General features: G+C 67.3%; 11 protein-coding genes and 2 tRNA genes. 10 read left to right on the plus strand and 3 right to left on the minus strand.

Going from position 1 to position 11,664, the window contains the following annotated elements; genetic code table 11:
* Positions 1-48 precede the first annotated feature (48 nt).
* The 3 genes from tig to WKF39_RS14645 form a co-directional block, all read right to left on the minus strand.
* Positions 49-1,416 carry a trigger factor gene (gene tig, locus WKF39_RS14635; protein ID WP_340389702.1) on the minus strand — a complete coding sequence of 456 codons (1,368 nt, stop codon included), beginning with the start codon at positions 1,414-1,416 and terminating at the stop codon, positions 49-51.
* A 129-nt stretch (positions 1,417-1,545) separates the two neighbouring features.
* The gene (locus WKF39_RS14640) at positions 1,546-3,210 is read right to left on the minus strand and encodes an alkaline phosphatase D family protein (protein WP_340389704.1); all 1,665 of its coding nucleotides are present in this window, start codon (positions 3,208-3,210) and stop codon (positions 1,546-1,548) included.
* Between the two features lie 108 nt (positions 3,211-3,318).
* A tRNA-Pro gene (locus WKF39_RS14645) sits at positions 3,319-3,392 on the minus strand.
* Positions 3,393-3,423: 31 nt separating this feature from the next.
* On the opposite strand from WKF39_RS14645, the gene WKF39_RS14650 reads away from it, so the two are divergent.
* The 10 genes from WKF39_RS14650 to WKF39_RS14695 all read left to right on the plus strand — a co-directional run bounded on the left by WKF39_RS14650 (position 3,424) and on the right by WKF39_RS14695 (position 11,384).
* Complete coding sequence (locus WKF39_RS14650; RefSeq protein WP_340389706.1) at positions 3,424-3,969, plus strand: 4-amino-4-deoxy-L-arabinose transferase; 546 nt, start codon at positions 3,424-3,426, stop codon at positions 3,967-3,969.
* Between the two features lie 47 nt (positions 3,970-4,016).
* A tRNA-Gly gene (locus tag WKF39_RS14655) sits at positions 4,017-4,090 on the plus strand.
* Between the two features lie 112 nt (positions 4,091-4,202).
* The gene (locus WKF39_RS14660) at positions 4,203-5,609 is read left to right on the plus strand and encodes a site-specific integrase (RefSeq protein ID WP_340389708.1); all 1,407 of its coding nucleotides are present in this window, start codon (positions 4,203-4,205) and stop codon (positions 5,607-5,609) included.
* A gap of 12 nt (positions 5,610-5,621) precedes the next feature.
* Positions 5,622-7,346, plus strand: coding sequence for a tyrosine-type recombinase/integrase (locus tag WKF39_RS14665; protein WP_340389710.1), 1,725 nt, complete (start codon positions 5,622-5,624; stop codon positions 7,344-7,346).
* Positions 7,343-7,855 (plus strand): hypothetical protein, encoded by a 513-nt coding sequence (locus WKF39_RS14670; RefSeq protein WP_340389712.1) that lies wholly within the window; start codon positions 7,343-7,345, stop codon positions 7,853-7,855. The genes WKF39_RS14665 and WKF39_RS14670 overlap by 4 nt, the downstream gene beginning before the upstream one ends.
* A 124-nt stretch (positions 7,856-7,979) precedes the next feature.
* A complete protein-coding gene (locus tag WKF39_RS14675) occupies positions 7,980-8,519 on the plus strand; it encodes a hypothetical protein (protein ID WP_340389714.1) in 540 nt (179 codons plus the stop codon).
* A 142-nt stretch (positions 8,520-8,661) separates the two neighbouring features.
* The gene (locus WKF39_RS14680; RefSeq protein ID WP_340389716.1) at positions 8,662-8,862 is read left to right on the plus strand and encodes a helix-turn-helix domain-containing protein; all 201 of its coding nucleotides are present in this window, start codon (positions 8,662-8,664) and stop codon (positions 8,860-8,862) included.
* A 161-nt stretch (positions 8,863-9,023) separates the two neighbouring features.
* Positions 9,024-9,245, plus strand: a complete 222-nt coding sequence (locus WKF39_RS14685; protein WP_340389718.1) for a hypothetical protein — start codon at positions 9,024-9,026, stop codon at positions 9,243-9,245.
* Between the two features lie 53 nt (positions 9,246-9,298).
* Positions 9,299-9,586 (plus strand): hypothetical protein, encoded by a 288-nt coding sequence (locus WKF39_RS14690; RefSeq protein WP_340389720.1) that lies wholly within the window; start codon positions 9,299-9,301, stop codon positions 9,584-9,586.
* 1,066 nt (positions 9,587-10,652) lie between these two features.
* The gene (locus tag WKF39_RS14695; RefSeq protein WP_340389722.1) at positions 10,653-11,384 is read left to right on the plus strand and encodes a hypothetical protein; all 732 of its coding nucleotides are present in this window, start codon (positions 10,653-10,655) and stop codon (positions 11,382-11,384) included.
* Positions 11,385-11,664: the final 280 nt, after the last annotated feature.

The raw sequence follows: 11,664 nt of genomic DNA on the forward strand, positions 1-11,664 counted from the left end.
CTGCCGGTATCCGAACGTAAAGTGAACTCCCCTGCGGCGAGTCCTCGATCACGCCTCGGCGGGAGCCTCGGTGTCGTCGACCTCGTCCTCGTAGCGGCCGTCGACACGCAGCTTGGCCAGCTCGATGACGTTGCCCGACTTGTCCGACACCTTGGCCGACTCGACGAGCGATGCGAGCGCCTTGCCACGCAGAACCTCGCTCACCATGTCGGGGACGTGGTTGTGCTCCATGATGTGCTGGATGTAGGAGTTGGGGTCCTCGCCGGACTGCTGCGCGCGGCGCATGATGTGCTGCGACAGCTCGGCGTCATCGATGCCGAACTCCTCGTTGGCGACGATCTGGTCGAGCACGAACTGGGCCACCAGCGAGTCGCGCACACGCTTCTCGAGATCGGCCTCGAACTCGTCGACGGTCTGCTCCTCGTCATCGAGGTAGGTCTGGAACTCGACTCCGGCCATCGCGAGCTGCTGCTCGATCTGCTCGCGCCGGCTCGTGATCTCCTCGGCGACAAGGGCCTCCGGCAGCGGGGCGTCGATCTTGCTGACGATCTCGTCGAGCACCAGGTCACGGGCCTCGTTGGCCTGCTCCATGCGCTTGCCGCGGGTCACCCGGTCGACGAGATCGGCGCGCAGCTCGTCGATCGTGTCGAACTCCGACGCGGTCTGGGCGAACTCCTCGTCGAGCTCGGGCAGCTGCTGCTCCTTGACGTCCTTGACCGTGACCGAGACGTCGACGTCCTGGCCTGCCAGGTCTCCACCGACGAGCTGGGTCGTGAACGTCTTGGACTCGCCGGCCGACAGACCCGTGACAGCCTCGTCGAGGCCGTCGAGCATCGTCGCCTTGCCGATCGTGTAGGGCATGCCTGCGGCCTGGGCAGCCTCGATCTCCTCGCCATTTTGCGACGCGGACAGGTCGATCGTGAGGAAGTCGCCCTCGGTTGCCGGGCGGTCGATCTCGGCGAATGTCGCGAAGCGCTCGCGCAGCGCGGTCAGCTGCTCCTCGACGTCGTCGTCTGTGACGGTCGAGTCCTCGACCGTCACCTCGATGGTCGAGACGTCAGGCAGGTCGAGCTCAGGACGTACGTCGAGCTCGGCCGTGACCTCGATCGGCTCGCCGTCGACGAACTTGGCGAGATCGATCTCGGGCTGGCTCAGCGGCTGGATGTTGGTGTCCTGCAGCGCCTGGGAATACCAGCCGGGGAGCGCGGAGTTGATGGCCTCGTCAAGGACCGCGGTGCGGCCGACGCGTTGGTCGACGATCGCCGCGGGGACCTTGCCCTTGCGGAAGCCGGGGATCGTGATCTGCGAGCCGATGGTCTTGTAGGCAGCATCGAGGTTGGTCTTGAACTCCTCGAAGGGCACCTCGATGGTGAGCTTGACCCGGGTCGGGCTCAGTGTCTCGGTGGTGCTTTTCACGTGACTGACTCCTGCATGATCTCGGTGCTTGGCGGGTGGGTGCTGGGGCCGACGCTCAGTCGGCCAAAACAGCGACGTACCAGTCTCTCATGAGACCGTGACCGGCCAAAAAGGGAGTCGGCGACCCGATCAGGCCTGCAGCTCGCGATCCGCCGCGACGATCCGCGGGGTTCCCGACCGCACCTGCCAGGCCGCGAGCCGTGGCGCAGCGGAGCGGCGATCCCGCCGATCCGTCACGGCATACCAGACCATCTGGACCGCGGCGGGAGTCACGTGGAGCACCGAATAGCCGTGGTCGTCGAGGTTGACGAAGCGGACGTGCGGGTTCTCCTCCTGGATCGCGGCCTCCAGGGTCAGCGACACGGTACGTGCCGGAGCGCCGATGAAGTCATCGACGTTGTTGCTCGTCATCGAGTTGCACACGAACTCGGTGGCGAGCGGGACGCCACGGGGGCCGGGGACCTCGCTGGCCCATGCGGAGTGCACGTCACCGCTCAAGAACACGACATCCGACGTGCCCTCTGCCTCGAGACGCTCCAGCAGCCGCTTGCGATCCGAGGTGTAGCCGTCCCACTCGTCGGTGTTGGGTGCGGAGGACTTCAGCGGGGTGAGACTGATGACCTGACTCAGGGCGAAGTCGCCGACGATCGGCTTGGGCGGCATCCTCACGGGCGCGACCATCACCGGGTTTCCCACGAGCTTCCACCGGCATGGCGAGGTGACCAGGGTCCCGGTCAGCCAGGCGAGCTGGTGTTCTCCGGTGATCGTGCGAGCCGGGTCGTCGATCGCGGGCTCACCGGCCACGGCACGCTCGCTGCGATAGCTCCGCAGATCCAACATCGAGAGGTCGACCAGCTGCCCGAACTGGAGCCGGCGATAGATCTTGCGGCCGTCGCCGGCGCCGGCCGTTCCAGACAACCGAACCGGCCTCCAGTCGTCGTACGCCCGTTGGGCCGCCCGGCCGCGCCGACCATACGGCCCCTCCTTGCCCGGATGGTGCTCGAACGCCCCGTGCTCCCAGCTGCCATCGGCGACCTCGTGGTCGTCCCACGTCACGATGAACGGGACTGCCGCATGGAGCGCCTGCAGGTCCTGATCGGTCTTGTATTGCGCATGACGCCGCCGATAGTCCCTGAGGCTGATGGTCTCGCGAGGAGGATCGTGCCTGCGGACGTCCAGGTTGTCGTGGCCATAGGAGTACTTGCCCGGCTGGTACTCGTACAGGTAGTCGCCGAGGTGGATCACGGCGTCCAGATCGCCACGATCGGCCAGGTGCCGGTAGGAGCTGAACCAGCCCGCCTGCCAGTTGGCGCAGGACACCACACCGAAGCGGAGCTCGGCCAGCTCGTCGCCCGGGGCGGGCGCTGTCCGGGTCCGGCCCACCGGTGAGAGGTCCCCGGCGTACGTGAAGCGATAGAAATAGTTCGTCGCGGGCTTGAGACCGGTCGCGTCGACCTTGACGGTGTGGTCTTGCCCTACGTGTGCGCGCACCGTCCCGGTGCGCACGACGGACTCGAAGTCGCGATCGACCGAGACCTCCCAACTGACCAGGGCATCGGGCCCCCGGCCCGAGCCGGGGAGCGCGTCCGCGGTGGGCGTGACGCGGGTCCACAGCACGACGGCGTCCGGCAACGGGTCGCCGGACGCAATGCCGTGCTGGAACCGCGAGCCGGTCGGTTCGGGGGCCCGAGCCGGGAGGGCCGCCGGGCCGAACATGCCCAGGCCGGCGATTCCCACACTGCCGGCCAACAGCTGCCGGCGATCCAGCAGCTCAGTGGCTTCACTGGTTCTCACACCCACCATTGCCGCAGCCCGGGCGGAACTGACCGTCCAGTTGAGGGTGAACGTCACACATCGGTTTGACGTACGTCTTGCACCGCCCTGAGACGTGCATCACATCGGTCGGGATGACAGGATTCGAACCTGCGACCTCACCGCCCCAAACGGCGCGCGCTACCAAGCTGCGCTACATCCCGTAGCCGCGTCAGTCTAGTGGACACTGTGTCCGTGCCTTCGCATCGGTATGACGACATCGTCACGCTCATCGCCTCACGGCAGCCCGTGTGCGGATCGACGAAGGTCGTGGCGGTCGACGGGCCGAGCGGTGCCGGCAAGACCGATCTCGTCGCCGGGCTCGCTGCGGTCACCGGTGCGACTGTCCTGCATCTGGACGACATCTATCCCGGCTGGCACGGCCTGGCGGCGACGCCACCGATGATCGCCGGCGTGCTCGGCGCGATCGCGGTCGGCGAGATCGGCAGCGTGCACCGGTGGAGCTGGGTCAGAGATCGACCCGGACCCTTGCTGCGGGTCGCGCCCGCCCCTTTGCTGATCCTCGACGGGGTCGGGAGCGGGGCCGGAATCATCCGCCCCCATCTCAGTGCACTGCTCTGGCTCGAGGCGCCCGCCGGGGTGCGCAAACGACGCGCGCTCGCGCGCGACGGAGACACCTACAGGCCGTTCTGGGACGTCTGGGCCGCGCAGGAGTCGCGACACTTCGCCGCCGAGCAGACTCGTCGCCACGCCGATATCGTGATCCAAACCGATGCGTGACCAGCGCGGGCCGTGTGGCAAGATGTACGTCGTTGCTGCAAGCCCCCGCGGACGTAACTCAATTGGCTAGAGTCTCTGCCTTCCAAGCAGAATGTTGCGAGTTCGAGTCTCGTCGTCCGCTCGTAAGAAACCGCTGGTGTGGCGGGGATTTTGGTCCCCGCCACATGGTCTAACGGCGGGTCACGTTACGGCGTTTGTGCCCTAACGTGCCCTACGTCGTTCAAGGACCCCACATGACCAGCCCCAGCAACGCCTCTCGCGCCCGCTCCCCCCGCCGCATGTTCGGCGGCATTCGCAAACTCCCGTCCGGCCGTTACCAGGCTCGATACGTCGACCACGCGGGTAACCGCCACAGCGCTCCGCAGACTTTCGCTAGCAAGCGAGACGCCGACGCCTGGATCGCAGCCAGCCAAGCCGACCTCACGCGTGGCACCTGGCGCGATCCTGATCTCGGCTCGCAGACGCTGACGGACTACCTGCACGACTATCTCGACACCCGCACCGACCTCTCACCTCGGACGGTCGAGACCTACGGCGACGTGTCGCGCCGCTGGATCTGTGCCACGCTCACGACCCCGCCGCGCGGGAACCGCAAGGGCAAGTCGATCGACCTCGGTGCGATGCAGCTGCGCGCGATCACGGTGGCCGACGTGCGCGAGTGGTACGCCGCCGCCGTGCACTCTCAGCAGCTCTACACCGCCACACGCCTCGCGGCCGGCGCTACCAGCAGGGCTCGTCGCCGGCCGACCAACGACGCTCGCGAGTGGGGCAAGTCGCGCGGCCTCACGGTAAAGCCAACCGGCCGCCTGTCGCAGGCGCTCATGACGGCCTGGACGGCGGCCGGCTCTCCAGCTGCGCCGGCAGTCGCCCCGGTGATCGACTCGCACCCGTCCGCGAGCCCCCAGGTCGCTCAGGCGTACCGGACGCTGCGCGCTGTGCTGAACGCAGCCGTGCGCGACGGCCTGATCGTGGCAAACCCCTGCCAGATCCCGAGAGCCGCCGAGGTCAAGGCCGCCGAGCGCGTGCCGGCGACCGCCTCTCAAATCGTCACGATCGCAGCCGCCATGCCCGATCACCTCGCGGCCGCAGTTCACCTCGCCGCGTACACCGGCCTGCGCGCCGGCGAGCTGTTCGCCCTGTCACGTGAGCATGTCGACCTCGACGCCGGCACAGTGCGTGTCGAGCGAGCTGTGCGCGAGCTCCGCGGGCACCCGCCCACCTTCGGACCCTCCAAAACCGACTCCTCGCGTCGAATGGTCCATGTTCCGCCACACGTCGTGCAGATCCTGCGCGACCACCTCAACGCGCATACCCCTGCCGGCCCCTCCGCGCTCGTGTTTGCCAACCATGACGACAGCATCGTGCAGACCAATCAGCGAACGCAGATCTTCGCCCGTGCCCGTCGTGCCGCCGGCCGCTCCGACTTGCGCTGGCACGACCTCCGCCACACCGGGGCGACCCTTGCCGCTCAGGCCGGCGCGAGCATCCGCGAGATTCAAAGCCGCCTCGGCCACTCAACGATCGTGGCGGCGATGCGCTACCAGCACGCCACGGTCGAACGCGACCGCGAGATCGCTCAACGGCTGAGCGACCTCGCCGTCCCTCCGGCCAACGTCATCTCCATCCACAAGAGCGCCTGAGAGGAACGACCCGTGATCGAATCGCGCCACCTCTCAGTAGTCACACCGAACCCTGCGAACGGCCCCGACACAGCCGCTCCCACGGACGTCACCTGGCCCGCTTTGCTCGCCGATTTCGCCGCCCACCTCCAGCAGCGCTCCGCCGAGCCAGCACCTCAGACCGACCCGCAGACCAGCGCCGGCCTGACAACGAAGGAACTCGACCTAGTCGAGCGACTAGATGGTCTGGGTGTGCCCGACTCTGCGGGTCGTCGCGTCGCCCGTCGTGCGCTCGAGGAGGCCGGTGAGGCTGGCGTCCCAAACTCAACCGCCCTCGATCGCGCCTGCGCATGGCGTCGCGACCGCCCCGCCCCTGATGCCGAAGCGCCACGTAGGACAAAGCTGGCCCGATCCACCTCGGCCGCCGGTCGCATGGCCCACCTGGAAAGGTTCGCGCGCGAGTGCTGGCAGCAGCCGGCCGCCGTTGAACGCTCCACGATTCTGGAGTACCTGGCTAAGCCTGAATGGGCGACCGGAACTCGCAAGGCGCACCGCGTCTCCCTGGTCGATCTGTTCTCCTGGTCCCACGCGTCCGGCCGGCTGCCATTCGATCCAACGGTCGATCTGCCCGCTACCCCTGAGATCTTGCCGAGAGACACCGCCCTGGCTGCGCTGCCGCCCCTGACCCCCCAGGCGCGGCACTTGGTCGCATCAGGTCACGAACATCCGGCGCGGGCATGGGCGCGCCAGGCCGACTACCCGCACGCGGCGAGCGGCCGCCTGACCACCGACGTGCTGCGCGCCTGGCAGCTGGCCGGCTTCCCGAGCGTGTCGTTGGCCGGCGACTCCCCCGCCGCACGCTGGGCGCGACTGCTGGATGACTACGACCGCGAGCAGCAGGCGCGCGGACTTCGCCCGGCGACCCTCGCGCTCCGTCGAGCGCACCTGTTGCACTTCGCGAAGGCGACTCAGCTCGATCCGACCGCCGTCGACCGACAAGCTCTGACCGACTACCTGGCGAACCCGGCATGGAGCCCCGAGACTCGCAAGGGGCACCGCTCCAGCCTCAAGACCATGTTCAGCTGGGCCTACGAGAGCGGCCGGCTCAGCTACAACCCAGCAGCCCGCCTGCCAGGCGTGCGTGTGCCGATCGGCGTACCTCAGCCGGCCCCAGAGCCAGTCATTCGTGACGCCATCAACGGCGCTCGTCCCGACGTGCGTGTGATGATCCTCCTCGGCGCGATGGCTGGACTGCGACGCGCGGAGATCGCGCACCTGCATGCCGACGCAATCACCGAGGACGGCCTGCGCATCGTCGGCAAGGGCGGCAGGGTTCGCATGGTCCCGATGCATCCGGCCCTGTCGGTCGAACTGGACGGGTACTGCGCCGCACGCGGCATCGTGTCTGGCTACCTGTTCTGTGCGATCGGTTCTGACACGCCCCTGACCGTTCAGCACGTCGGGAAGTTGATCAGTGACCGCATGCCACCCGGTTGGAGCGCCCACAAGCTGCGCACCCGCTTTGGCTCGCGCGCCTATGCCGGCGCGTACGACCTCCGCGCCGTGCAAGAGCTGCTGGGCCACTCCTCGCCGGCAGTGACGGCCAGGTACGTCGCGATTCCATCGACCGCCCTGACGGCCGCTGTGCAGTCCGTCCCGCCGGTTCCGGGTCTCGAAACCGCGCACCCAGCCGATGACGCCAGGCGCACGCCGGGCCGCGCTCGAAACGCATCCTCGACATCGGATGACCGCGAATGAACCGCGACGACGTGATCACACATCTGAGCGCCGTCCTCGCCCCGTACGGCGGACCCCACGGATGGGACTGGGAATCCATCCTCAGTGCCGGCTTCACCCTCGACCGTGCCGGCCGATATCGCCAGGTACTCACAGACACCGAACTGGTGCACGCGTGCCTACGACACGCGATCCATGGACCAGTGAGCGAAGTCGACTGCCCTTCCTGGTGCCAGCTGCCGCCGGGGCACCGGTACGACGAGGACGCAGACGGCGGCCTCGTCCGCTGGCACGAAGCGACCAGCCACCAGACCTCCCGCGCGAGCGTCGAGGTCACCCAAGACGAACTGGCGATCGCGCCGGCGGGTCCCATCCACCGCAGCGCCATCTCAGCAGCTTTGTACGTCGACGGGAACCACGCCGGTGAACGATTCACCGCCGAGGACTGCCGCGACGTAGCCGCCGCCCTACTTGCCGCCGCAGACAATCTCGAAAATCTTCTCGACCGGGTTGCCCGTGAGCCAGAGTGACCACGCACACCGTCCCGCGACCTGTGCGTCGAACGTGTGCCCCAGAGCGGAAAAGTCGACCCCAGAGACTCCAGCGCGGCGAGTTGCCCTCGTTCTGACACACCGCCGCGCTAGCGTCACTGATGTGAAGCCACGGCAGCAACGAGGAGCGCGCTCCTCGTTGCGCCCTGCGCTGCCCCCGCGTCGTCACGTTCTTACCACCGAGCAGGATCCGGCCCGCACTCTCAGTTGGCACATCGATTCGCCGTTCCCCGAGGCACAGTCGGCTAACGCGCACCTCGATCGGTACGACCAGGCGAACATCAGCGACGGCCGCGCACGCGTCGTTCAGCTGCACGCAGCTGCCATCGAGCTAGGCAGATTCGCAGGCGTCATCCGGTCGTGTTTCGGTCCCGACGCCGATGGTCTGGCCACGATTGAGAGCGTCATTCGGGACATCCTCCTGCTGGCCATGGTCATCGAGCGGGACGCGACACACATCAGCACCGCTGAACTGACCGAAGCCGACAACCTTGCTGACCTCGCGGAGATCGAGACCGGCCGCGCGTCCCACGCGCACACCCTCTGGGAGTCGCCGCCAGAGGACCGAGCGTTGCATCTGACCGCCACATGCATCCATGCCCCGGGTGCCCCGAGTGCCCGCCGCGAGACTGCCGCCGCGTGAGCACCATCTCGGCCTGACTTAGACCCCAGCCGATCCCGCTCTGAAAGCCACGTGACGCGCTAACCGCGCCGCCCTCGGCAGTCTTCCGCCACTAAGCCCCTGCTCGCCCTCTGGGCGCGCGTGCGCGTCGCGTGAGATCCCCATGTCCGACTCCACGAGCACCACCCCGAAGAACCCTGATCCCCTGATGACGGCGGCTGCGTGCGCCGAGTACCTCGGCCTGTCCGAGAACTTCGTGCGTGCCGCCATCCGGCGTGGCGAGATTCGATCCGCCAAGTTCGGCCGTGCTGTCCGCGTCCGGCTCTCCGAACTTCAGGCGTACCTGGACGCCTCCGCGCGATGAGCGGCCGCACATCGACCACCACCCGAGGACGCCCGAGCGTGCCCGTCCTCGTGACAGTCGACAGACGTAGGTTCACGCTGCACTGCACGGAGCCAATCACACCCGGCTGTCACGTCGCCTTGGACCTCGGCACCGCCTCGCACTACAGCTGGGAGCTAGCCGTGGCTCTGCAAAGCCTGCGCCCTGCGGTCAGTGCCGAGATCCACGGCGCTGACCGGGACCTGGTCCGCGCAAAGGTCTGTGAGTTCCTGATGGCCGGCGGCACGATCGTCACCGGCGTCCAAGGCGTCGCATCGCACAAGCTCCGCCGCCTCATGGAATCGCAGCCGCCGCCGGTCGGTGCGCCTGCGGAGGTGCCTCCACCGTGGGCGCGCAGCTCGTGAGCGCGGCCGTCGTACACGCGATGCCGCACCTCGCTCGCCACCATAAGGCGCGAGTGGCCCTGACTGTTATGGCGCTCACCGCGAAGGACACCGACGACCAGCCGATCTACTTCGCCGGCTGGCGTCCGATAGCGCGCGCTCTTGGCCTGGCCGGTTCACACGACAGCCAGCGCACGACGGTCTCACGCGTCTGGCGTGAGCTGAGGCTTGCCGGCTGCATCTCGCCGGCCAGCGACATAGCCAGCAGCAGGACCACCTCGACGTGGCATCTGCTGGTCGAGAAGTGGCCGCACATGAACCAGCTCGTGCTGCCTGTGGACAACCCATCTGGAGGTGGTTGAGGTGTTGGCCGTTACAGCCAACTACCGAGTTGGCCGTTACAGCCAATGGGTGTTGGCCGTCATGCCCACTCCTGTTGGCCGTTACAGCCAACACATAAGAGGAACCACTGAGGAACCACTGAAGACAAAGACAGAGGACCATCCTGGGAGCGAGCCAACCACTCACTTCGCGCGCGCAACGCGATCGAGCTGCCACGCACCTCAGATGCAGTCAGATGGTCAGACTTTTGAGTGCGCGACCCCCCTTGGAAGTACCGGTTCTTCCTATTTATCCCCCGGAATTCTCAGAAAAACGGGGGCACAAAATCCCGACACCGACGAAACAAACCAGCCGGCCTTGGCCGGCTCTGCCTCCCCAGATCGGACCTGCTGCACCTCGCATGCGTCCTCGCTGCCTAGCGGATGCGAGGCCGGTCTATGAACGAGCCGGTCAACGAAGAGCTCGTGTGCCAGGTCGAAGGGTGCCGCCGGCCGGTCGAGATCCTCAAGTGGGGGCTCTGCCGCACTCACTACGCCCGGCAGCTCCGTGGACGGTCACCCGGCAGCCCAGTCATCGCGCCTAGGCGTCGTCGTCCCAAAGTGTGCTCGGTTGACGGCTGCGGCAAGCAGCGCGTGGCCCGCGGATTCTGTGACCGCCACTACCGGCAGCACCGCCGATCCTTGGCACAGTCCGAAACGACAGCACGCAAGGCGGGGAAGGGCGACGACGTGAGTTACGCCGGCGCGCACGGTCGGTTGCACCGGAGCCGCGGCTCGGCGCATCGCAAGGTGTGCTCTCGGTGCTCTCAGCCGGCCACCAGATGGCGGCTGCGTTCGGATGCCGAGAAGGTCCGCACCGATCCGGTCAGTGGTCTCACGTACAGCCCTGACCCCTCGGACTACGAGCCGCTGTGCGCGCCGTGCGATCGCGGCGAGAAGCCACGGCCACACGTGCAGCAGCTCGAACTACCGATGCAAGGTGACGACTGATGAACACAGTTCGCTGTGGTGGCCGCTCGCGTGCGCCCCCGACACGGCCTGTCTGAAACCCAACCCGAACCCTCTCCAAGGAAAGAAGTGACATCACATGACCACCACCACCCTGCAAGACCTGCCCGTCCTCCGCGAACTTCCCGTCGGCCACGACGACAAGTCGTCTCCGTACTACTTGAAGCCCGAGCATCGCGACGCCTTCCAGCGCGTGAGCGTGACTGCTCGTGCTATCGCCAGCATGGTCGACACCGTGCGCTGGCAGATCACGCGCGACCGCGAACTGGAAATCTGGGAGGCGAATCGGGCGCGCAAAGAGGCGGTCCTGGACCCGTCGACCTATCGCACCTGGCTGGCCCGGCACATCCACTCGGACGGTCGACCCAATCTCGCGACAGTTGGCGACATGCCGGACTCTTCGAGATTCGGCCCCGATGCCTCGCAGCTGGCGCTCACGCCCGACCAGCAGTTACTGCCTGAGTTCTACGCACTGCGTGAGGCCGCCACGAGCATGGCTGAAGGTTACGACGCGGCGATCCAGGAGGAGCGTCGTCGCATCGCCGCCCGCACGTGCGAAGCGTGCAAGGCACTCGATGAGGACAGGCCGCTCAACGAGATCCGACTGCCCGATGGTGCCGCCCTTCGCATGTGCGACGAGTGCAAGACCATTACTGAGTTCCTGACGATCGCGACAGCCAGTGTCCCGGCCGGCGGCAACCGGTTCGCCGTAGTAGAGCGCCTGGTCGGCTCGTCCGCCGCGTCAGCCGACGAAACCGGAGGAGCGGACGGGAAGGGCGGCCTGCGGCGGCTGCTGAGTGGCGGCCGATGACGGAGCCTGTAGGCGACCCCGTCCCCACGGAACCCGTACTCGAGGTCGGGATGCTGGTCCGCGTCGTCGCAACAGGACAGCTGCACAGGGTCCTCCAGGTCTCTATGACCGGACGCGGTGCGACCCTGATCGAAACCGTTGGGCCAGCGCCTCTTGGTGACGACTCGCGAGCGATCTCGACAAGCCCCGGCGGAAGGTTCGTGGCGGCCGCAGAACTGGCGATCGTTCCCATCGAGTCAGGCTCGACCGACTGGCTCTGAGTCAGCTCTCCGCGTCGTCG

The sequence above is a fragment of the Aeromicrobium sp. genome (assembly GCF_037719875.1).
GTDB lineage: Bacteria > Actinomycetota > Actinomycetes > Propionibacteriales > Nocardioidaceae > Aeromicrobium.